This is a genomic window from Streptomyces sp. NPDC058697 (genome assembly GCF_042715345.1).
GTDB lineage: Bacteria > Actinomycetota > Actinomycetes > Streptomycetales > Streptomycetaceae > Streptomyces > Streptomyces liliifuscus.
In genome coordinates, this window is the sequence record NZ_JBHXSU010000010.1 from 90,163 (window position 1) to 112,170 (window position 22,008).

21 protein-coding genes are annotated in these 22,008 nt (G+C 70.1%); 13 read left to right on the top strand and 8 right to left on the bottom strand.

Features of this window, described 5'->3' with window-relative positions; genetic code table 11:
• The 8 genes from mftB (at position 1) to ACFWXQ_RS24075 (ending at position 7,667) form a co-directional block, all read left to right on the top strand.
• Positions 1-312 carry a mycofactocin biosynthesis chaperone MftB gene (gene mftB / locus ACFWXQ_RS24040; RefSeq protein WP_383954673.1) on the top strand — a complete coding sequence of 104 codons (312 nt, stop codon included), beginning with the start codon at positions 1-3 and terminating at the stop codon, positions 310-312.
• Positions 309-1,586: a mycofactocin radical SAM maturase gene (gene mftC, locus ACFWXQ_RS24045; RefSeq protein ID WP_383954672.1), complete on the top strand. Its 1,278-nt coding sequence runs from the start codon at positions 309-311 to the stop codon at positions 1,584-1,586. The genes mftB and mftC overlap by 4 nt, the downstream gene beginning before the upstream one ends.
• Positions 1,579-2,814 (top strand): pre-mycofactocin synthase MftD, encoded by a 1,236-nt coding sequence (mftD, locus tag ACFWXQ_RS24050; RefSeq protein WP_383954670.1) that lies wholly within the window; start codon positions 1,579-1,581, stop codon positions 2,812-2,814. Before mftC ends, mftD begins: the two co-directional genes overlap by 8 nt.
• Positions 2,811-3,593: a mycofactocin biosynthesis peptidyl-dipeptidase MftE gene (gene mftE / locus ACFWXQ_RS24055; protein ID WP_383954668.1), complete on the top strand. Its 783-nt coding sequence runs from the start codon at positions 2,811-2,813 to the stop codon at positions 3,591-3,593. The genes mftD and mftE overlap by 4 nt, the downstream gene beginning before the upstream one ends.
• On the top strand, positions 3,590-5,038 hold the full coding sequence (gene mftF, locus ACFWXQ_RS24060) for a mycofactocin biosynthesis glycosyltransferase MftF (RefSeq protein ID WP_386269076.1): 1,449 nt from the start codon (positions 3,590-3,592) through the stop codon (positions 5,036-5,038). The genes mftE and mftF overlap by 4 nt, the downstream gene beginning before the upstream one ends.
• A gap of 63 nt (positions 5,039-5,101) precedes the next feature.
• A complete protein-coding gene (locus tag ACFWXQ_RS24065; RefSeq protein ID WP_383955793.1) occupies positions 5,102-6,283 on the top strand; it encodes a hydroxylase in 1,182 nt (393 codons plus the stop codon).
• 50 nt (positions 6,284-6,333) lie between these two features.
• Positions 6,334-6,888 (top strand): flavin reductase family protein, encoded by a 555-nt coding sequence (locus tag ACFWXQ_RS24070; RefSeq protein ID WP_386269077.1) that lies wholly within the window; start codon positions 6,334-6,336, stop codon positions 6,886-6,888.
• Positions 6,889-7,034: 146 nt separating this feature from the next.
• Positions 7,035-7,667, top strand: coding sequence for a hypothetical protein (locus tag ACFWXQ_RS24075; RefSeq protein ID WP_383955787.1), 633 nt, complete (start codon positions 7,035-7,037; stop codon positions 7,665-7,667).
• A 65-nt stretch (positions 7,668-7,732) separates the two neighbouring features.
• Here the strand turns inward: ACFWXQ_RS24075 and ACFWXQ_RS24080 are convergent, their stop codons facing one another.
• From ACFWXQ_RS24080 to ACFWXQ_RS24090, 3 genes are read right to left on the bottom strand one after another with little or no spacing between them, the layout of a single operon-like run.
• Positions 7,733-8,491: an SDR family NAD(P)-dependent oxidoreductase gene (locus tag ACFWXQ_RS24080; protein WP_383955785.1), complete on the bottom strand. Its 759-nt coding sequence runs from the start codon at positions 8,489-8,491 to the stop codon at positions 7,733-7,735.
• Positions 8,492-8,504: 13 nt separating this feature from the next.
• Positions 8,505-9,269 (bottom strand): SDR family NAD(P)-dependent oxidoreductase, encoded by a 765-nt coding sequence (locus tag ACFWXQ_RS24085; RefSeq protein WP_383955783.1) that lies wholly within the window; start codon positions 9,267-9,269, stop codon positions 8,505-8,507.
• A 22-nt stretch (positions 9,270-9,291) separates the two neighbouring features.
• Positions 9,292-10,422: an acyl-CoA dehydrogenase family protein gene (locus ACFWXQ_RS24090; protein ID WP_383955780.1), complete on the bottom strand. Its 1,131-nt coding sequence runs from the start codon at positions 10,420-10,422 to the stop codon at positions 9,292-9,294.
• Positions 10,423-10,519: 97 nt separating this feature from the next.
• Between ACFWXQ_RS24090 and ACFWXQ_RS24095 the strand changes: the two genes are divergently transcribed.
• Positions 10,520-11,692 (top strand): thiolase family protein, encoded by a 1,173-nt coding sequence (locus ACFWXQ_RS24095; RefSeq protein ID WP_386269081.1) that lies wholly within the window; start codon positions 10,520-10,522, stop codon positions 11,690-11,692.
• A gap of 66 nt (positions 11,693-11,758) precedes the next feature.
• On the opposite strand, the gene ACFWXQ_RS24100 is transcribed toward ACFWXQ_RS24095, so the two are convergent.
• Positions 11,759-13,237: an aldehyde dehydrogenase family protein gene (locus ACFWXQ_RS24100; protein WP_383954664.1), complete on the bottom strand. Its 1,479-nt coding sequence runs from the start codon at positions 13,235-13,237 to the stop codon at positions 11,759-11,761.
• A gap of 264 nt (positions 13,238-13,501) precedes the next feature.
• Between ACFWXQ_RS24100 and ACFWXQ_RS24105 the strand changes: the two genes are divergently transcribed.
• On the top strand, positions 13,502-14,761 hold the full coding sequence (locus ACFWXQ_RS24105; protein ID WP_383954662.1) for an amidohydrolase family protein: 1,260 nt from the start codon (positions 13,502-13,504) through the stop codon (positions 14,759-14,761).
• 65 nt (positions 14,762-14,826) lie between these two features.
• On the opposite strand, the gene ACFWXQ_RS24110 is transcribed toward ACFWXQ_RS24105, so the two are convergent.
• Positions 14,827-15,822, bottom strand: coding sequence for an LLM class flavin-dependent oxidoreductase (locus ACFWXQ_RS24110; RefSeq protein ID WP_383954660.1), 996 nt, complete (start codon positions 15,820-15,822; stop codon positions 14,827-14,829).
• 87 nt (positions 15,823-15,909) lie between these two features.
• Positions 15,910-16,683, bottom strand: coding sequence for an enoyl-CoA hydratase/isomerase family protein (locus ACFWXQ_RS24115; RefSeq protein WP_383954658.1), 774 nt, complete (start codon positions 16,681-16,683; stop codon positions 15,910-15,912).
• Positions 16,684-16,784: 101 nt separating this feature from the next.
• Between ACFWXQ_RS24115 and ACFWXQ_RS24120 the strand changes: the two genes are divergently transcribed.
• From ACFWXQ_RS24120 to ACFWXQ_RS24130, 3 genes are read left to right on the top strand one after another with little or no spacing between them, the layout of a single operon-like run.
• Entirely contained in the window at positions 16,785-17,096 is a 312-nt protein-coding gene (locus ACFWXQ_RS24120; RefSeq protein ID WP_383954656.1) for a hypothetical protein, read from the top strand.
• A 17-nt stretch (positions 17,097-17,113) separates the two neighbouring features.
• On the top strand, positions 17,114-18,634 hold the full coding sequence (locus ACFWXQ_RS24125) for a class I adenylate-forming enzyme family protein (protein ID WP_383954654.1): 1,521 nt from the start codon (positions 17,114-17,116) through the stop codon (positions 18,632-18,634).
• A 4-nt stretch (positions 18,635-18,638) separates the two neighbouring features.
• The gene (locus ACFWXQ_RS24130) at positions 18,639-19,673 is read left to right on the top strand and encodes a phosphotransferase family protein (protein WP_383954652.1); all 1,035 of its coding nucleotides are present in this window, start codon (positions 18,639-18,641) and stop codon (positions 19,671-19,673) included.
• Positions 19,674-19,802: 129 nt separating this feature from the next.
• Here ACFWXQ_RS24130 and ACFWXQ_RS24135 read toward each other — a convergent pair whose 3' ends face one another.
• Positions 19,803-20,609 carry an SDR family NAD(P)-dependent oxidoreductase gene (locus tag ACFWXQ_RS24135; protein ID WP_383954650.1) on the bottom strand — a complete coding sequence of 269 codons (807 nt, stop codon included), beginning with the start codon at positions 20,607-20,609 and terminating at the stop codon, positions 19,803-19,805.
• Positions 20,606-21,922: an acyl-CoA dehydrogenase family protein gene (locus ACFWXQ_RS24140; protein ID WP_384079871.1), complete on the bottom strand. Its 1,317-nt coding sequence runs from the start codon at positions 21,920-21,922 to the stop codon at positions 20,606-20,608. The genes ACFWXQ_RS24135 and ACFWXQ_RS24140 overlap by 4 nt, the downstream gene beginning before the upstream one ends.
• Positions 21,923-22,008 lie beyond the last annotated feature (86 nt).

A 22,008-nucleotide genomic window follows, 5' to 3' on the forward strand; every position in this document is an offset into this window, starting at 1 on the left:
ATGACAGGAATGGACCTCGACCGTGCCTGGGATCTCCATCCGCAGGTATCGGTGCGGCCGGAACCCTTCGGCGCGCTGCTCTACCACTTCGGGACCCGCAGACTGACGTTTCTCAAGGACCGCCGACTGCTCACGGCCGTCCGACAACTCGCCCACACGCGGACGGCCCGTGCCGCCTGCCTGGCCGCAGGCGTCGACGAGGCCGAACTCGTGCGGTACGGCCTGGCCCTGGCCGCACTGGCCGACTCGTCGATGCTCGTCGCAAGGACCCCGCTCGTCGCAAGGACCCCGCTCGCCGGAAGGACCTCATGACCACCGCACCCCAGGCCGCCGGGACCGCCCCCGGCACACCACGGCTGGTCGATCTGTTCGAGCAAGGGCTCGACGCGCCGATCTGCCTCACCTGGGAACTGACCTACGCCTGCAATCTGGCCTGCGCCCACTGCCTGTCCAGCTCCGGACGGCGAGACCCACGCGAACTGAGCACGGACGAGGCCAAGACCGTCATCGACGGACTGGAGGCCATGCAGGTCTTCTACGTCAACATCGGGGGCGGCGAGCCGACCGTGCGCTCCGACTTCTGGGAACTCCTGGACTACGCCACATCGCACCACGTGGGCGTCAAGTTCTCCACCAACGGCATCCGGATCACCCCGGACGCTGCCACGCGCCTGGCCCGCAACGACTACGTGGACGTCCAGATCTCGCTCGACGGCGCGACCGCAGAGGTCAACGACGCGGTGCGTGGGGCGGGTTCGTTCTCCACGGCCCTGCGGGCGCTGGAGAATCTCGCGGCCGCCGGAATGCGGAACTTCAAGATCTCCGTGGTCTGCACCCGGCACAACATTTCGCAGCTGGACGACTTCGAGGCACTGGCCGACCGCTTCGGCGCCCAACTGCGCCTCACCCGGCTGCGCCCCTCCGGACGAGGCGCCGATGTCTGGGACGACCTGCATCCGACGGCCGCGCAGCAACGCGTGCTGTACGACTGGCTGTTGGCCCACGGCGAGAACGTGCTGACCGGGGACTCCTTCTTCCACCTCTCCGCGTACGGTCAAGCGCTGCCCGGCCTCAACCTGTGCGGCGCCGGGCGCGTCGTCTGCCTGATCGACCCGGTCGGTGACGTGTACGCCTGCCCGTTCGCCATCCACGACGAGTTCCTCGCCGGCAATGTCCGCGAACCGGGCGGCTTCTCCGGAGTGTGGCGCGACTCGGAGTTGTTCCGGCGGCTACGGACCCCGCAGCATGGCGGAGCCTGCGCTTCCTGCACCTTCTACGACACCTGCAAGGGCGGATGCATGGCCGCCAAGTTCTTCACCGGGCTGCCGCTGGACGGGCCCGACCCCGAGTGCGTGCAGGGCTATGGGGAGGAACAACTCGCTCGCCGGCCGGGCGGAAGGGAGCACCTTCCGCAGTCGTCCGGGGACCACTCCCGCCGGACCGCCCCGTCCGTGCGCCCGGTCCCCGTCGACCTGGTCTTGACCCGCCGCGCGGACCTGGACCGGCCCCCAGTGACCGACTGCGCCGAGGACCCGCTGGCCGGGCTGCACCTCACACGGACGGGAAAGGACGGGGCGCATGCGTAGGAACCCCTGGTTCGAGACGGTCGCGGAAGCACAGCGGCGGGCCAGGAAGCGGCTGCCGAGCTCGGTCTACGGCGCGCTCGTCGCGGGCTCCGAACGGGGTCGCACACTCCAGAACAACATCTCGGCCTTCGCCGAACTGGGCTTCGCCCCACATGTCGTGGGCCATCACGCCGAGCGCGACCTGTCCACCACCGTCCTGGGCGTGCCCACCGGATTCCCCGTGCTCATCTCGCCGACCGGAGTCCAGGCCGTCGACCCGGACGGAGAGGTGGCCCTGGCCCGGGCCGCGGCGAGCCGGGGCGTCATCATGGGCCTGAGCTCGTTCGCGAGCAGGCCGGTGGAAGAGGTCGCCGACGCCCAGCCCGACCTGTTCTTCCAGCTGTACTGGAGCGGCACGCGCGAGACGATGGTGCAGCGCATGGACCGGGCAAGGGCAGCCGGCGCCAAGGCGCTCATTGTCACCCTCGACTGGTCCTTCTCCCACGGCCGCGACTGGGGGAGCCCCGTCATCCCGGAGCGGCTGGACCTCAGGACCGCGCTCCGGTTCGCCCCCGACGTGCTGCCTCGCCCCGGGTGGCTGTGGAGGTACGCCAGGTCCGGCCGCGTCCCCGACCTCACCGTGCCCAACCTGGGGGCTCCCGGCGGTGAGGCTCCCACCTTCTTCGGCGCCTACGGTGAATGGATGCAAACCAGGCCCCCTACCTGGGACGACATCGCGTGGCTGCGCACGGAGTGGGGCGGACCCTTCCTTCTGAAGGGGGTGACCCGGGTGGACGACGCCAAGCGGGCGGTCGACGCCGGTGTGTCGGCCCTGTTGGTGTCCAACCACGGGGGGAACAACCTGGACACCACCCCGGCCACCATCCGGGTGCTGCCCTCCGTCGTCACAGCGGTCGGCAGCCAGGTCGAGGTCCTCCTGGACGGGGGCATCCGCCGCGGCGGCGACGTGGCGAAGGCGCTGGCCCTCGGCGCCCGGGCCGTCCTGATCGGCCGCGCCTCCCTCTGGGGCCTCGCCGCGAACGGCCAGGCCGGCGTCGAGAACGTACTGGACATCCTGCGTGGCGGACTCGACTCCGCCGTCCTGGGCCTCGGACACTCCTCCGTCCACGAACTGGGGCCCGAGGACCTGGTGATACCCCCGGGCTTCGCGCTGACGCTGGGCGGCGGGGACGTACCGACTCCGCGTCCGGTGCACGCCGACGAACCGTCCCCGGCCGCCCGGCCATGACGGGTCAGGCCTCGCGGCCGGCCCTGGCCGACACCGTCTGGCCGGCCGTCCCGCCCGGTGCACTCGTCCTGGTCCCGGTCGGGTCCACCGAGCAGCACGGCCCGCACCTGCCGCTCGACACCGACACCGTCGTCGCCTGCAGCGTCGCGCGGCGGGTGGCCGACGCGCTTCCCCCGGGGCCGTACGGCAGGCCGCTGGTCGCCCCGCCGCTGACGTACGGCGCCAGCGGCGAACACGCCGACTTCCCGGGGACCATGTCGATCGGGCACGAGGCGCTGCGCGCGGTGGTCGTGGAGCTGGCACGCTCGCTGTCGCTGTGGGCGGGCCGCGTCGTGTTCGTCAACGGCCACGGGGGCAACACGGCCGCTCTCGACACGGCCCTCGGTCTCCTGCGAGCCGAGGACCACGACGCTGCCTGGACCGGCTGCGAGGTGCCGGGCGGCGACGCGCACGCCGGCCGCACGGAGACCTCCGTGCTGCTGCACCTGGACCCCGGGCGGGTACGCCTCGACGCCGCCGTCGCCGGTGACACGCGACCGCTGGCCGTCCTCCTGCCAGATCTGATGGTCCGCGGTGTCCGGGCGGTCTCGCGGACCGGCGTACTCGGAGATCCCGCCGGAGCGTCGGCGGAAGAGGGACGCAGGGCCATGGCCTCGATGGTGTCCACCACGGTTCGCCGGATCACCGCGTGGACCGTCGACGACAGGGGGCGCCTCGCCGATCCGGCTCGCCCGCCCTCGGTATCGCGGTCACCGGAGCCGAACGCCGGACACCCATGACGCCTCCCGTCGGCTTCGTGGTCGAACTCGACCGGCACACCCGGGTGATCGACGGCGGCCGCGCTCTTCTCGGCGGGTTTCCGACCCGGCTGCTGCGACTGACCCCGCGAGCACGGCGGTTGCTCGTCGGCCGCACGCTTCCTGTGCGGGACGCGGCGGGTGCGCTTCTCGCGGACCGGCTGCTCGAGTGCGGCCTGGCCCATCCTGTCGCCGCATCGCTCCCGGCGCCCCCCGACTCCCGGTACACGGTGGTGGTGCCGGTTCGCGACCGCCCGCGCCAACTGGACCGCCTGCTGTGCAGCATCGGCGCGGACCGTCCCGTCATCGTGGTCGATGACGCCTCGCGGGATCCGGCGGCAGTCGCGGCGGTCACCGCCGAGCACGGCGCCCGACTGATCACCCTCGCCGCCAATGTCGGGCCGGCCGGCGCGCGCAACGCCGGGCTCCGTCTTGTCACCACGCCGTACGTGGTCTTCGCCGACTCCGACATCGTGCTCGACCCCGAGACGGTCCCCACCCTGCTCCGGCACTTCGCCGACCCCAGGGTCGCGATGGCCGTACCCCGCATCACCGGTCTGCCCACCGGCGCCACGACGTGGATCGAGCGGTACGAGAACGCCCGGTCTTCACTCGACCTCGGCGCGCATCCGGCCGCGGTGCGTCCCGGCACGCCGGTCTCCTGGGCGTCCTCGGCCTGCGTGGTGGCGCGGGTGGACGCGTTGGGCCAGGGGTTCGACGAGAGCATGCGGGTGGGGGAGGACGTCGACCTGTGCTGGCGGCTGGTCGACGCCGGGCTGCGGGTGCGCTACGAGCCGGCGGTCCGGGCCGCCCACGAACATCGGGTGCGCCCGGGGGACTGGCTCCTGCGCAAGGCCGTGTACGGAACCGGCGCACATCCCCTCGCCCTCCGCCATCCCGAGTTCATCGCACCGGCCGTGTTCGCCCCGTGGAGCATCACTTTCGCCGCCGCGCTGCTCGTCCAACGCCGTTGGTCCGTACCGGTTGCGGGGGCAGTCCTCGGTGTCGTCACCGTGCGCATCGCCCGCAAGCTGGACGGCACCACGCACCCGTACCGGCTCGCGGCGCGACTCACGGCCAATGGAGCCGTCGCCGCCCTGTCCCAGACGTCCGCACTGCTGACCCGTCACTGGTGGCCACTCACCGCCGTCGGCTGTACGGCCTCCCGCCGCGTGCGCAGAGCCGCGGCGGTCGCCGCTTTGGCCGACATTGCACTTGAGTACCGGCGCGATCGTGCTCCGCTCGACCCGCTCAGCTACGGTGCCGCCCGCCGCCTGGACGACCTCGCCTACGGCGCCGGAGTGTGGCTCTCCGCTCTGAAAGGCCGTTCAACCGCCGCGCTGCGGCCACGCGTCGTACGCAGAAGCGGCCCAGTCCCGGTCAGCGGGAAGGGCGCAGCGGGCGCTCGGCCCACGACACGACACTGACGGCATCCCGCCGCCGGCGACGCGCGGCACAGGGGCTGGACCAGTCATCAGGAGGTGTGCGGCGTGACGCATGAAGTGGTCGGCCGTGTCGAGGAACTCGGGTCCGAACTGGCCGCACTCGCCGACGAGAACGAGTCACTCGGCAAGCTCAGCGACAGGACCGTCGGACTGCTCCGTTCCGCGGGAGTCATCCGGCTTCTGCAGCCCAAGGAATTCGGCGGATTCGGCGCCCATCCCCGGGATTTCGCCGAAGCGGTGATGGCGGTCGCACGCCACGACGGGGCCGCGGGCTGGGTGTGCGGCGTCGTCGGGGTGCATCCGTGGGAACTCGCACAGATGGACCCCCGTCTCTCGCACGAGGTCTGGGACGACGATCCGGACACCTGGATCGCCTCGCCCTACATGCCCAACGGCATCGCGGACCCGGTGGAGGGCGGCTACGTCCTCAGCGGACGCTGGCCGTTCTCCTCGGGAAGCGACCACTGCGGCTGGGACTTCCTCGGCGCGCTTCTCGGAGACGGCAAGGGAAAGCCCGCCGGACCCATCACCGTGCTGCACGTCGTCCTGCCCCGCTCGGACTACGAGATCATCGACGGCACCTGGAACGTGGTCGGCCTGTCGGGCACCGGCAGCAAGGACGTCGTGGTCGACAAGGCGTTCATTCCCGAACACCGCGTCATCCGGCAGGAGGCGGTCCAGGACGGAGCGGCCGCGGAGGCCGTCGGGCTCACCGACACCCTGTACAAACTGCCCTTCAGCTCGATGTTCCCGCTCGGGATCACCTCGGCGGTCATCGGCATCTGCGAGGGCGCGCTCGGCCTTCACCTGTCCCAGCAGCGCGACCGGGTCGCCGTGACCGGCGTCCAGGTGCGAGACGACCCGTACGTGCTCTACGCCGCCGGCGAGGCCGCGGCGGAGATCGCCGCCTCCCGGGTGCAACTGATCGACGGCATCAGCCGGTTGTACGACCAGGTCGAGGCCGGCAAACCCATCAGCATCGAGGACCGGGCGAACGTACGGCGGAATCAGGTCCGTTGTGCGTGGCGGGCCGTCTCCGCCCTGGACGAGATCTTCGCGCGGTCCGGCGGGAACGCGATGCGGCGCAGCAACCCGATGCAGCGGTTCTGGCGGGACGCGCACGCAGGGCTGGGGCACATGATCCACGTGCCCGGCTCGGCCTATCACGCGAACGCCCTTGCCCAGATGGGACTGGAACTGCCCGAGGCCATGCGCATCCTGATCTGACGCGGCCCCCAGTGAGGTTGGAGAGGCTGGGAGGCCGTATGAGTGACGGCATGACGCGTCCCCGGACGACGGACGCGATCGACGGGCGTCAATTCCGCGACGTACTGGGCAACTTCCCCACCAGCGTGGTCGCGATCACCACCACGGACGCCGATGCGCAGCCGCGCGGGATGGTCGTCGGCACCTTCACTTCGGTGTCGCTGGACCCGCCCCTGGTGTCCTTCTTGGCGGACCGCGCCTCCACGACCCTGCGGACGATCAGGGCCGCGGGCCGCTTCTGCGCCAACGCGCTCGCGGGCAATCAGGAACGGCTGTCGCGGCAGCTGGCGACGGGTCCGGCCGGGCAACGGTTCGAGGGCGCCAGGTGGCAGGCGTCGGACCTGGGAAATCCCGTGCTGGACGGGATCGTCGCATGGGTCGACTGCACGGTGGAACAGGTCGTCGAGATCGGCGATCACTCGTTGGTCGTCGGGCGGGTTCGGGACCTGCGCGTCGAGTCGATGAAGACCCCGCTGCTGTTCTTCCGGAGCGGATACGGCGACTACCTGTCGAGCACGACCGTGCTCATGGACAGGCTCGTCGGCTGGGACGAGATCGGTCGGTAGACACCGGTGGAGGCCGGTCGGCACACAAGGGAGCCGCAATGAGGAAAGACCTCCATATAGGACTGCAGAGAATTTCGGCGTGGTGTGGCGTCCTGCTCTTCGTGGGATTCCTCGTCGCGTACGGCGTGGGCCATCTCATTCCGCCTATGAGCCCGACGGAGAGCCCCGACGACGTCGTCGCCTTCCTCAAGGACCATCGCACGGGGATCCTCACCTGTGTCGCGCTGATGGTTCTGCTCGTTCCGTTCGAGTACCCGTACGTCGTCGTGACGAGCATGCAGCTGCGCCGGGTCGAGGGCGGCTGGGGACTGCTGTCCATGATCCAGCTCACCACGGGTGTGGTGGCCCCGATCGGGTTCTTCTTCCCGCTCGCGATCCTCGCCGCCGCGGCCTACCGGCCGGAGGCCCACTCCGTCGACGTCCTGACCGCGATGGTCGACACCTTCTGGCTCATGTTCGTGGGCAACGCCTGCATCTTCGTCCTCCAGGTCTGGTCGATCGGATACGCCTCGTTCATCGACCACACCCGGGAGAAACCGCTCTTCCCGCGCTGGTACGGCTGGCTCAGCATCGTGCTGGGAGTGACGCTCATCCCGGGCGCCTTCGTCTTCCTCAACCAGGACGGGCCGCTCGCCTGGAACGGACTTCTCGCGAACATCATCCCCTCGGTCGCGTACGCCGTGTGGAAGATCGCCACGCCGTATGTGCTGCTGAAAGCGATCACGGACGAGGAGAGGGAGCTGGCCGACAAGCCGGCGAACGAACCGGTGACCGTGTAGGACGGTCCAACATGTCTGTGCCCCCGCAGCGATTGCCGCGGGGCCACAGGCATGTATGTGTCCGGCTAGACCGACAGCGCGAACCCGCCCGTCACCCGCAGCGTCTCGCCCGTGACGAAGGACGCCTTCGACGAGACCAGATACAGCAGCGCCTCGACGATGTCCTGCTCCCGGCCCTCCTGGCGCAGGATCTGCTCGCCCAGGACGCGTTCGGACTCGGTGGCGGACAGCTGGGCCCGTACGGCGTCGGTGAAGATCAGGCCCGGTGCGATCGCGTTGACGCGGATGCCGTCGGCGGCGAACTCCCGTGCGAACGACACCGTCAGGCCCCGTACGGCCAGCTTGGACACGCCGTAGATGCTGCGGTTCGCGTAGGCCGCCGACGACGAGATGTTGACGATGGAGGCGCCGGACCGGCCCCGCATGGCCTCCTGGGCGGCGAGCGTGCAGATGACGGTGCCCATGACGTTGACGTCGAGGACCCGTCGCACCTTGGCCAGGCCCAGTTCGGTGAACGGTTTGTTGTAGGCGGCGTGCAGGCCGGCGTTGTTCACCAGGATGTCCAGTCCACCGTGGCGTTCGACGATCCCGCCCACGACCGTGCCGACCTCGTCCTCGTCGGCGACGTCACAGGTGACCCCGGTCGCGCCAAGGCCCTTCGCGGTGAGTTCGGCGGCAGTCTCGGTGGCGGCGGCGCCGTCGATGTCGGCGAGCACGACATGTGCGCCGAGGGCTGACAGGGCCTCCCCGAACGCCTTGCCGAAGCCCCGGCCGCCCCCGGTGATGAGGGCGACCCTTCCCTGGTGTTCTGTCTGTTCCGACATCAGGACCTCGACCTCACTTCGGGCCGAACCGCTGGCCCGCGTCGAGACGCAGGCACTGGCCGTTCAGCATCGGGTTGTCGACGACGGCGAGCGCGAGCTTCGCGTACTCCTCGGGGCGGCCCAGGCGCCGAGGGAACGCGGCGTCCTTGACCAGCGCGGCCCGTACGTCGGCGGGGATCTTCTCGGTGGCGCCCGTCTCGAACAGGCTGGGCGCGATGGCGACGACGCGGATGCCGAGGCAGCCGAGGTCGCGGGCCATGGTGAGGCTCATGCCGGCGATCGCCGCCTTGGCGGCCGAGTAGGCGACCTGGCCCACCTGCCCCTCGAAGGCGGCGATCGACGAGGTGTTGACGATGACGCCGCGCTCGCCGTCCGGCTCCTCGGGCTCGTTGCGGCTCATGTGAGCGGCGGCGAGGCGGCTGATGTTGAAGGTGGCGACGGCGTTGAGGTCGAGCACCCGGCGGAAGGTCTCCAGATCGTGCGGCCCGTCCCTGCCGAGTGTGCGCCGTACGCTGCCGCCGCCCGCCGTGGTGACCGACACGTGCAGGCAGCCGAGGGTGTCCACGGCGGCGGCCAGCGCGCTCTCCGTCGCCTCGAAATCGGTCACGTCGACCGGGTGGAAGCTCCCGCCGAGCGCGGCGGCGATCTCGGCGCCCGCCGACGCCGGACGGTCGAGTACGGCGACCTCGGCGCCGCGGGCGGCGAGCAGTTCGGCGGTGGCCCGGCCCATGCCGGAGGCGCCGCCGAACACCACGGCCTTCTTGCCCTTGATCTCCATGGAACCCCTTCGAACCCTTCGTTCAGGTGGACACGGACGTGGGAGAGGGCCGCAGAAGGGTGCACAGGCGGTCGCGGTGGACGGCGGCGTCGCCGTACAGCACGCTGTCGGCCCTGGCGCGGCGCAGATAGAGGTGGAGGTCGTGTTCCCAGGTGAAGCCGATGCCGCCGTGCAGCTGGAGTGCCCGGCCCGCGACCTCTCCGGCCCCCGCGGCGACGTACGAGGCTGCGGCACAGGCCGCGCGGGCCGCGTCGTCGGCGCCCGCGTCGGCGGCCATCGCCGCGTAGGCGGTGGCGGCACCAGCTCCGTGCACGAGGAGTGCCATGTCGGCGGACGCGTGCTTGACGGCCTGGAAGGTGCCGATCGGTTGCCCGAACTGCACGCGGGTCGTGGTGTGTTCGACCGTCAGCTCCAGCATGCGCCGCATCACCCCGAGCGCGTCGGCGCACCGCAGCACCGACGCCTCGTCGAGCAGCCGTTGGATCTCGGCGGGCCCGCCGGTGAGGCGGCGGTCGTGCGGCACGCGTACGCCGTCCAGGCGGACCTCGTGGAACGCGCGCGTCGGATCGAGGACGCGCTGCCGCCGGACGGTGACCCCGGGGGTGTCGCGGTCGACGAGGAACGATGCCGGTACGTCGTCCTGCCGTGCCGTGACGAGCAGCCAGCGGGCGCCGCCGGCATCCTGCACCGCCGTCTTCACCCCGTCGAGGACGAACGCGTCCGCGTCGGGGCGGGCGGTGACACGGACACCGCCGAGGGACCAGGGGGCCCGCGGTTCGGCGAACGCCCAGGTGGCCCAGGACGATCCGGTGGCCAGGACGGGCAGCACCTCGGACCGTAGCTCCGGCGATCCGGCGTTGGCGACTGCCCGGCCGACGATCGCGGTCGGCGTGAACGGACCCCGCCCGAGAGCGCGCCCCAACTCCTCGGCGACGAGCGCCAGTTCCACGAGGCCCTGGCCGCTGCCGCCGTACTCCTCGGGCAGCCCGAGGCCGGGCCAGCCGAGGTCGGCGGTCAGCCGCCACACCTCGGGGTCCACGTCCTCGTCACGCTCCATCCAGGCCCTTACGTGCTCGATCGGGGCCCGGTCCGACAGCAGGCCGCGCGAGGCCTCGCGCAACATGCCCTGCTCCTCGCTGAGCTCGAAGTCCACCAGAACAAGGTATCCTCTATTGCTGATCTGGTCGAGATGATCGGCGGACAGCGCGGGATCCTGTTGAACTCATGCGTATTTAAGTACTCTGAATTACATGGTTGATGCCGTACTTCTCTCCGCGTGCCGCACCGCGATCGGAACCGCCCGAAGGGGAACCCTGCGGGATACCAGCGCCTTCGATCTCGCCACCCTCGTCGTGCGCGAGGCCGCCCAGCGCAGCGGACTGCCCCTGGACACGATCGACGACGTCGTCCTCGGTGAATCCCTCGCCGGCGGCGGGGACATCGCCCGGTACGCGGCACTCCAGGCAGGGCTGACCCACGTACCCGGTCTGGCGCACAACCGGCACTGCGCCTCCGGACTGGCCGGCGTGGCGACCGCAGCCGGGAGCGTACGGGCCGGAATGGACCGTGTGGTCATCGCGGGCGGAACGCACTCGTCGTCCACGGCGCCGGTCGCCCGGCGGCGGATTCCGGGCAGCGACGACTGGCAGGACCCCTGGATGGCGCCGACCCATGTCCCGACGCCCGAGGCACCCAACAACGACATGGGGATCCTCGTCGGCTGGAACACGGCCAGGCTGGCCGGCCTCACCCGCGAGGAGATGGACGCCTGGGCACTGCGCTCCCACGAGCGGGCCGTACGGGCCATCGACGAAGGCCGGTTCGCCGACGAGATCCTGTCCGTGAAGGTCACCGGCCGGAACGGAGCGACCTCGGTCTTCGACACCGACGAACACCCCCGGCGCGACACCACCCTGGAGAAGCTGGCGGCGCTGAAGGTGCTGCACCCCGAGATCGAGGGGTTCTCCATCACGGCGGGCAACTCCAGCGGGCTGAACGACGGCGCGGCGGCGGTCGTCGTCGCCGGTTCGGACGTCGCTGCCGAGCACGGGCTCACGCCGCTCGCGACGGTACGGTCCTGGGCGAGCGTGGGTGTCGACCCGGTCCGGACGGGGCTGGCGCCGGTCGCCGCGATCCGCAAGGCGCTGGCCCGGGCCGGGCTAGGCGTTGACGACGTCGACCTCTTCGAGGTCAACGAGGCGTTCGCCGCGGTGGCCGTCGCCACGACCCGCGAACTGGGCCTCGACCCGGAGCGGGTCAACCCGTTCGGCAGCGGGTGCAGCCTCGGCCACCCGATCGCGACCACCGGCACCCGCATGGTGGTGACCCTGGCGCACGAGCTGCGCCGCCGGGGCGGCGGGACGGCGGTCGCGGCCATGTGTGCCGGCGGCGGGATGGGCTCGGCCATGGTCCTGACCGTGTGACGGCCGGTATCGGGGCGACGCGCCCGGAGAGCTGAGGAACCGAGGGCCCGGGGCCCGGTCCACTGCTCAGCGAGCCGCCCAGCTGACCGTCTTGGTCTGCAGGTATTCGTCGAGTCCGAACTCGCCCCACTCCCGGCCGAGTCCGCTCTGCTTGTACCCACCGAACGCTGCCCGCGGGTTCACTCCGGCGCTGCCGCCGTTGAGCGTGACACCTCCGGCCCGGATGCGGGAGGCCATGTCGTACGCGGCGACGGTGTCGGCGCTCCAGACGGCGCCGGCGAGGCCGTACGGGCTGTCGTTCGCGATCCGCACCGCCTCTTCGTCGGTGGCGAACGGGACGACGACACCGACCGGTCCGAAGAACTCCGTGCGTGCGATGGTCATCTTGCTGTCGACGCCGGTGAAGAGCGTGGGTTCCACGAAGTAACCCCGGTCCAGGCCGGCCGGGCGTTTGCCGCCGCAGGCCAGACGCGCCCCTTCCTCCTCGCCGACGCGGATCAGTTTCTCGACCTTGTCCCGCTGCGCTTCGCTGATCAGCGGGCCCATGGTGGTGGACGGGTCCGCCGGGTCGCCGACCCTGACCTCGGCGAGGGCCGCGGTGAGCCGGGCGACCAGTTCGTCGTGGACGGACTCGTGCACGAGTGTGCGGGTCAGCAGGGAACAGCCCTGGCCGGCGTGGGTCGTGATGCCCGTCAGTGCCGAGCGGACGGCACCGTCGAGGTCGCCGTCTGCGCGGACGATGGTGGCCGACTTGCCGCCGAGTTCGAGGACGACTTTCTTGAGCGAGGCCGCGGCCTGCGCGTAGACCGTGCGCCCGACCGCGTCCGACCCGGTGAAGCTGACGAGGTCCACCATCGGGTGCGTGGTCAGTTCACGGCCGGCCTCGGCGTCGCCGGTCACGATGTTCAGCACACCCGGAGGCAGTCCGGCGGCGTCGGCGAAGTCCCCTATCAGCAGGGATTCCAGAGGAGTCGCGGGCGCCGGTTTCAGCACGGCGGTGCAACCCGCCGCGAGAGCCGGGATCACCTTCATCATGCTCAGAAAGAACGGGAAGTTGTAGGCGGAGATCAGGGCACACACGCCGAACGCCTCGCGACGCAGCACCCCTTGGGAGATACCGATGCCCGGCGCGATGGTGGGATCCATCGGGCGCTCCCACGCGAACGCGGGCATCACGCGCTCCGCCATGTCGCGCAGATGCGCCACCGGCACCCGGGTCTGCAGGCTCTCGGCCAGCGGACGGACCGAGCCCGCCTCGGCCATGTTGACGGCGACGAGATCCGGGAGCCGATGCTCCATCTCCTCGGCCATGCGCAGCAGCACTGCTGCCCGCTCGCCCGGTTTCATCCGCGGCCAGGGGCCCTCGTCGAAGGCCCGGCGGGCGGCCTCGACGGCCCGGCGCACGTCCGTGAGTGCGGACTGGGGTACCTCCGCGATCGTCTGTTCCGTCGCCGGATTGCGTACGACGAGGCGTGCCTCCGACTCGCCGTCCGTTCGGCGCCCGTCGATGTAGAGCTGCGAAGAGAACGAGTACGCCGTCGTCATGTCCGGTCCTCTCACCGCCCGCGACCCTGCCAAGTTGAGTGTACTCAATTGCAGATGACAGGGAAGAGGTGGATGAGCGGACCCGATGTCAGCCTGACGTCAGACTCTCGTCAGGGTTTCGGGCCCGGGGTGGGCCGCTATTTCGTGTGCTGAATTATTGACTCGACCGGTCGGTACAGTTAACTTCGGCATCATCCGCGGGTTGGGTTCTGGCGCGAACGACGAGGTTCGAAAGAGGTACCGCCTGTGTTCAAGGAATTTGTCGTGTCCGGCGATTCGCACATCATCGAGCCGGTCGATCTCTTCAAGACCCGGCTGCCCGAACGCCTTCGCGAGCGGGCCCTCTGGGAAGAGGAGTTCACGCTCGAAGAGCCGATCGTGCCGGGCGGCCACACAGAGTTCAAGAAACTGCACACCATCGGATTCGACGGCTGGACCATCTCCAAGTACCGCCAGAACGGCGGGGAGACCCCGGACGGCGACCCGGACCACATCATCCGGGACATGGACCTCGACGGCGTCGACGCCTCGGTCATGTTCCCCAATCTCTCGCTGTTCGTCCTCTTCACCGACGACCACGAGCTGTCCATGGCCCACGCACGCGTGTGGAACGACTACCTTGTCGAGCGGTATCTCCCCTACAAGGAGCGGCTGCGCCCGACGGCCGCGATCCCGCTCACGGACGTCCCCGAAGCCGTGGCGGAGATCGAGCGGTGCGCAAGGCTCGGGCTCGGCGCGATACTCCTCCCGGAGATCCCGCCCCTGCCGTACTACGCGCGCGAGTACGACCCGGTCTGGGCGGCCGCCCAGGCGCACGGGATGCCGGTGTTCATCCATGTGGCGACCGGCGGGGTGAAGGTCAGGGAGGAAGTGTCCGAGACGGCGGTGACCGTCCGGGGACTGATGACGGCCATGAACATGGGCAAGGGCAACCTGACCGACGACATGGTTGCGGGCCGGACCATGGGTGCCGCGGTCGGGTCGGCTGTGGCCGGTCCGCAGGGCATCATCGCCAGCCTGGTCGGCGGCGGAGTGTGCGAGCGCTTCCCGGACCTGCACTTCAACCTGATCGAGTACACCGCCGGCTGGCTGGTCTCCTTCATGGGCTACATGGACAAGTCCTGGAAGACGGGTACCGGTCAGGACCCCGACTGGTGGCTCGGCTTCTGGGACGACAACCGTTCGCCGAAGGAGCAGCCCTCCATGGGACGGCTGTTCGCGATCAACGACAAGTGGCCCTACCCGCTCAAGCCCACCGAGTACGTCCGGCGGCAGATCCACGTGCAGTTCGCGGACGACCCGACGGCAGTCAAGGCACGCCACATCACCGGCCTGTCGACGGTCATGTGGGGCAACGACTACCCGCACGCGGAGGGCACCTTCCGCAGCAGTGCCGACTGCATCGCCGAGAACTTCGAGGGTGTGCCCGACGAGGATCGCGCGGCCATCCTGGGCGGCACGCTGGCGGACATCGTGCACTTCGACAAGAGCAGGAAGCTGGCCCCTGTACCTCAGGACGTCTGATCCGGGAACGAGTCGCGGACCGGGCCCGGAGCGACACCGCTGCGGGCCCGGTATCCGTGCGTGCCTCAGTCTCCAGCCGGTACGGAACCGATCAGCGCGAGGCTGGACCGGGCGTAGGCGGACCGGCGCCCACGGCTCACCAGGAAACTCGGGGGCGCGAAGTAGCCGACGTCGCGCGGCAGCGAACCGGTGCGGCGGGCGAGGGCGTCCTTCGCGTCGGCAGTGGTCCCGCACACGGCGATCTCGGTGACCATCTCGTCGGTCACCGCCCTCGCCATCGCGTCCGTGTCACCCGCACGGAACGCCGTACGGATGCGGGCGACGGGCTCCTCCCAGCCGTGGCGGGCGACGTAGGGATCATAGGTTTTGACGGTGAGGTAGAAGGCGATCATCCGTCGGGCGTCGATGACGGCGCGTTCGGGGGCGGTGTCGTCGACCGCCGTGATGATCCAGCCGTGTTCGAGGGAACGGGTGCCGTCTGTGCTGTGCCCGACGGAAGGTCGTACGACTTCGTTCCACCACGCGTCGGTGAACAGGCCGTGGCCGACGACACCGTCGGCGACCCGGCCCGCGGTCCTGGCCATGCGGGTGTTGAACGCCGCGAGCAGGACCGGGATGTCCAGCCGGCCGAGCACCGGGGCGCGGACATCGGCATCGAGCGAGTAGAACTCGCCGGAGTAGCGGACCGGTTCGCCGTTCTCCGCGTGCAGCCAGGCCCGCACGGCTCGGACTACCTCGGCGATCCGGTCCACCGGACGATCGGCGGGCACACTCAGCCAGTCGCGGTTGATCCGGAACGCGGCGCTGCCCAGGCCGAGAAAAACGCGGCCCGGCGCCTGGGCGTGCAACTGGCGCAGGGCAGTGGCATGCGCGTAGGGAGTGCGGGCAAACGCGTAGGCGATGGCGGGGCCCGCCAGGGCGTGTTCGGTATTCGCCACGATGTCGGCCACGGTGAGGTACGCGTCGTGGTCGACGAACTCCCCGGCGCAGAAGGCGCCGACGCCGGCCTGCTCGGCCTCCCGCGCGACGTCCCGGCCGGGCCAGGGCATGCCGAACCGCATGAGAGCCACCTCTGTTGAGTCCGTGAGATTTTTGGATCCGTGAGATTCCTAAAACAGTACACTTATTTAAGAGAGGGTAGGGGAGTGTCAACGCAGTGTCCACTGCCCACGGGGCACCGCGGAACGGTCGATCTGGGCCTTTCCGATCGGGTTCCCGATCTGCGTGTAGGACAGCCCGGTGCGCAGCGCCTGGGTGCGTGTCGAGTCGAGGGACTCCCAGATCGCCCGGACGGTGCCCTGGACGGCGGCGGGCGGTTTCGCGGCGATGATGCGAGCGATCGCATGCGCCCGGTCCCGCAGTTGCTCACTTGGAAGCACCTCGCTGACCAGGCCTATCTGCAAGGCGCGCGCGGCCGACACCCGTTCGTCCAGGCCGAGCAGCGCAATGCGCAGTGCCTCGCCGAGCGGGATTCGCCGGGCGAGGCCGATGGGTTCGAGAGCCGCGGTGAGTCCGTAGCTGACGTGCGGATCGAAGAACGTGGCGTCCTCCGAACAGATCACGATGTCGGCCTCGTTGAGCCAGTAGAACGCGCCGCCCGCGGTCATGCCGTGCACTGCGCAGACCAGCGGCTTCCACACCTGGTTCAGCTTCGGCGAGAGGTATTCCCCGGGATCGGTCTGCGACCAGGCGTTGGGGTGGCGGTCGATCCCTTCCTTCACGTCCATGCCCGTGCAGAACGCCCGCTCGCCCGCCCCGCGCAACACGACGACGTGCACGTCGTCGTCTGTCTTGACGGTCTGCCAGATGGCGGAGAACTCCTCCAGCATCTCCTGGTTGAAGCCGTTCATGACCTCGGGTCGGTTCAGGGTGATCGTGGCGACATGGTCGGTCACCTCGAACAGGACGGTCCTGAGTTTCATCCGGCAACTCCGTTCTCGACGTGATCGAGATAAGTAGTATACTTTTTTCTGAGTTCACGGCACAGTTGCTCGGTAACACGAGAACCGTGGAGGACGCTGCGATGAGGCCACGCGTGGGACAGATGCTCGCCAGTACGGTCGACACGACGGCGGTGATTGTCGTCCGTTGCCCCGAGGGCGAGCTGGAGATCACCTGCGGTGGGGCGGCCATGGCCGAGGGGAACGGCCCGGGGTCCGCCGCCACCGGCCCGGCCCACTCCGAACTGATGGGCGGCTCCCTGCTCGGCAAGCGGTACGCCGACGAGGACCTCGGTCTCGAACTGCTCTGCACGAAGCCCGGGCAGGGCACGCTTGCGGTGAACGGCGTCCCGATGTCGATGAAGAGCCCCAAGCCGCTCCCGGCCTCGGACTGACGGGGCGGGGGCGGCACATGAACGTATCGATGCTGCTGGACATGGCCGCCGAGGGTTTCGGTGACCGGGTCGTCATCGGGCGCACGGACGACGGGCTGACCGCCCGGCGGTTGCGCGAACTGGCCGTCGGCGGGGCGTACGCGGTGCGAGCGGCCGACGCCGACGCGATCGTGTACCTGGCGGTGAACGGTCCGGCCCTCCCGGTCGCCGTGTTCGCGGCGGCCCGCGCCGGAGTCCCCCTGATGCCGGTCAACTACCGCCTGGGGGAGGCGCAGCTCGACGCGCTGTTGGCCAACCACCCGCGCGCACTGGGCATCGCCGACCCGGTGCACGACGAGGCGTTGCGCCGCGCCGGGCTTCCGACCTGGACTCCGGCCGAGTGGCTCGCGCAGGCCGCGGAGAACACCGGTCGCCCCGTCGATGACGATCCGGCGCGCTCCGACTCCCCGGCCGTGCTCATCTACACGAGCGGGACGACCTCCGCGCCCAAGGGTGTGGTCCTGCGCCACCACAACCTGGTGTCGTACGTGCTCGGCACCGTGGAGTTCGCCGGAGCCGGCTCCGAGCAGGCGGCCCTGGTGAGCGTCCCGCCGTACCACATCGCTGCCGTGTCGAACGTGCTGACGAACCTGTACGCAGGGCGTCGGGCCCTGACTCTGGTCCAGTTCACACCCGACGGCTGGCTCGGCCTCGTACGGGAGGAGCGGATCACCAACGCGATGGTGGTGCCGACGATGCTCGCGCGCATCATGGACACGGACGGTCTGGACCGTTCGGTGCCGGCATTGCGCGCGCTCGCCTACGGCGGAGCCCGGATGCCGATACGGGTCATTGAAAGCGCGCTCCGCGAGTGGCCGCATGTGGACTTCGTGAACGCCTACGGGCTCACGGAGACCTCGTCCACGATCACTGTTCTGGGCCCGCGGGAGCACCGGACGGCCGTCGAGAGCGACGACCCCGCCGTGCGGGCCCGGCTCGGCTCGGCCGGGCTGCCGGTGCCGGGTGTCGAACTGGAGATCCGCGACGCGTCCGGCGCGGTCGTCGCCCCCGGCGAGACCGGGCAGATCTGGGTGCGCGGTGAGCAGGTGTCCGGGGAGTACGCGGGACAGGGCTCCGCGGTCGACGAGCGGGGCTTCTTCCACACGCGTGACCGTGGCCACGTCGATGGCGACGGCTACCTCCACATCGAAGGCAGGGCCGACGACACGATCATCCGTGGTGCCGAGAACATCGCGCCCGCGGAGATCGAGGACGTCCTGCTGTGTCACCCGGATGTGCTCGACGCGGTCGTCGTCGGTGTCCCGGACGAGGAATGGGGCCAGCGCATCGAGGCCGTGGTCGTACTCCGCGACGGTGTGGAGACCGACGCCGGGGCCCTGCGCGGACACGTGCGCGGCACGCTGCGCGGATCGAAGACACCGGACCGCATCACCCGCTGGCGGGAACTGCCCCGCACCCCGACCGGCAAGCTCGTGCGCCGGGACATCGTCGAGACGCTGACCGCCGAACGCCGTCGGGCCGCCGGCCGACAAGGATGAGGACATGAGCGTCGCCACCAACAGTGTCGATCCGACTGCGGAGTTGACGGAGCGCACGGCAGCGGCGCTCGGTGACTGGGCGCCGGGGGCGACGGTCGAAGCGGTCGAACCGCTCACCGGTGGCACGTCGAGTCTCACCTACGTGGCCGCGCTGTCGGGCGTCCCGGCCGCGTACGAGCGCGTCGTCCTCAAGGTGGCCCCGCCCGGCCTGGAACCGGTCCGCAACCGGGACGTGCTGCGTCAGGCGCGGCTGATGCAACTGCTGGCGGGGGTCCCCGGGGTACGGGTGCCGAAGGTGCTGTTCTGCGACAAGGGCGCACCCCCGGCTCGTCAACCGTTCGTGGCCATGGAGCTCGTGCCCGGGGACTGCGTGGAACCGGTGCTCGCGCCACGCGGAACACTGCCGGCCGGGCAGGTACGTGCCCGTGCTCTCGACGCGGCCAGGATGCTCGCACATCTGCATCGGGTGGACCCCAAGCGAACTGCCCTGGCCGTGGAGCCCGTTCTCACGCTCGGCGCCGAGGTCGACCGCTGGACCCGGGCGTTCACGACCGTCCCCGAGGATCTGCGCGCCGGCTACCAGGCGGTCGCGGAGCGGCTGCGCGCCACCATGCCCACCGCGATGATGCCCGTGTTCACCCACGGGGACTACCGGCTCGGCAACACGCTGTGCGACGCGAACTCGGTCAACGCGGTCATCGACTGGGAGATCTGGTCGCTCGGCGATCCCCGGGTCGACATCACCTGGCTGACCTTCTTCACCGACGAGGCCAGGCACCCGGCATCTCCTTCGGACGAACCGACCGGGATGCCCGGCAAGGCCGAGCTGATCGACGTCTACCAGGAGGCGCGGGGCGAGCCGCTGCGGGACTTGGCGTGGTTCGAGGCGCTGACCAAGTACAAGGAGTCCGCCGCGACCGCGCTGCTGATCAAGCGCGGCCGGAAGACGGGTCGGCCGACCGACATGCACCAACGCATGCGGCCCGCACTGCCGTTGCTGCTGGACGAGGCGATGGAACTGCTCGGCCGAGGCGTCTGAGCAGGTCGGGGTGAAGTCCGGTGCGGTTCGGCAGCGCCCCATAGGGATAGGGGCGCGGGGAACCGCGCGACCGGCCACGAAGGCGCCGCAGACGGTCGACGGCACATCACCGCACTTCCGGCGGAGCGCTCAGTACAGCCCGCCGTCCACCCGGAGCAGCGCTCCCGTGGTGTAACTCGACGCGTCGCTGGCGAGATAGAGCGCGGTGCTGATGATCTCCTCCGGCCGCCCGGGCCGGCCGATCGCGTTGCGGGCGCTCTGCCGTTTCTCCTCCGGCCAGGCATGGGAGATGTCGGTGAGAAACGGACCTGCGGAGATGGTGTTGACGCGCACCTTCGGGCCGTACTCCAGGGCGAAGACGGCGGTCAGGGCATTGAGCGCGGCCTTGGCGCCGGCGTACGGGCCGAACCGCGGCTGTGGGAACAGCGCTCCCGAGGAGGAGACGTTGATGATCGAGCCGCCGTCCCCCTCGGCCATCCGCCGCCCGATCAGCGAGGCGAGCCGGAACGGGCCCTTGAAGTTGACCCCGATCACCTTGTCGAACAGTTCCTCGCTGGTCTCCGCCGACGAGGGCGCCAGCGGCGACATGCCGGCGTTGTTGACGAGGACGTCGACCTTCCCGAACTCCTCGTACGCGGTGTCGGTGAGCCGGCCGAGGTCGTCCCAGCGGCCGACATGCGTGGCGACCGGCAGAGCACGTCGGCCAAGGTCGCGGACCTCCTTGGCCACTGTCTCGCACGCGTCCGGCTTGCGGCTGGCGATCACCACGTCGGCACCGGCGGTGGCGAAGGCGCGCACCATCTCCCGCCCCAGGCCCCGGCTGCCGCCGGTGACGAGGGCGACCTTGCCGGACAGGTCGAACAGGTCGGCCGGGGCGATGGACTTGGCGTCACGCCCACTCGCCCCAGGTCCTTGCGTCCCACGCCCGCCGCTCATGTGTCCACCCGGCCGGTGATGCTGTCGTCGATGATGTGTGCGTACCGCTTGCGGGCTGCCTCCAGCTTCGGCGGGATGTGCTCGCTGGGGAACAGGCCTTCCGCCGGCCGGTAGTTCTTCAGCAGCTGCTTGGCGATCGTGGTGCGGTGCACCTCGGTCGGTCCGTCGGCGAGGGCGAGGTTCGGCGCGGCCATCCACCACTTCGCCAGCGGCAGTTCGTTGGTGGTGCCGAGCGAGCCGTGTACGTGCAGGGCCCGCTGGATGATGTCGTGCAGCACCTTGGCCGTCTGCACCTTGCACATCGCGATCTGGGTGCGGGCGGCGCCGTGCGGCTGGGTGTCGATGATCCAGGCGGTGTTGAGGACGAGCAGCCGGAATTGCTGCAACTCCACCCAGGAGTCCGCGATGAACTGCTGCACGGCCTGCTTCTCGGCGAGCCGGGTGCCCTGCGTACGGCGGGACAGTGCCCGCTCGCACATCATGTCGAAGGCGCGGGTGCACTTGCCCACCGTACGCATGGCGTGATGCACGCGGCCGCCGCCGAGGCGGGCCTGGGCGACCTTGAAGCCCTCGCCCGGACCGCCGAGCATGGCGTCGAGCGGGACCCGGACCTGGTGGTAGCGGATGTAGGCGTGGATGCCCTCGTCGAGGGAGTCCCGTTCGTCCATGGTGCCGACGTTGCGCTTGATCTCGATGCCGGGTGTCTCGGCCGGGACGATGAACATCGACATCCGGGCGTGCGGTGGCGCGTCCGGATCGGTGACGGCCATGACGATGAGGAAGGCCGCGTACCGGGCGTTGGAGGAGAACCACTTCTCCCCGTCGATCACCCACGAGTCCCCATCGTGCCGGGCCCGGCACACGAACTCCTTGGGGTCGGCGCCCGCCTGCGGCTCGGTCATGGAGAAGGAGGAGACGATGTCGCCGTCGAGCAGGGGCTGGAGATAGCGGGCCTTCTGCTCGTCGGTGCCGAACATGGCCAGGATCTCGGCGTTTCCGGTGTCCGGGGCCGCGGTGCCGAACACCGTCGGTGCCCAGTAGGAACGGCCGAGGATCTCGTTGAGGTACGCGAGCTTCACCTGGCCGTAGCCCGGGCCGCCCAGCTCGGGGCCGAGGTGACAGGCCCACAAGCCCTGTTCCCGGACCTGGTCCTGGAGCGGCCGGAGAATCGCGCGGGCCTTCGTGTTGCGGGTGTCGTACGGGTCCCCGCCGTGCGGAAAGAGCAGATCGAGCGGCTCGACCTCCTCGCGTACGAAGGCAGCCGCCCAGTCGAGCTTGGCCTGGAAATCGGGATCGATCGAGAAATCCAGCATGCCAAAAACAGTATACTTTTTAGCGCTCCCGGTCCATACTCGACGGCAGACTCGGCGTATTGGGTATGCGCAATTGCGATGAGCCG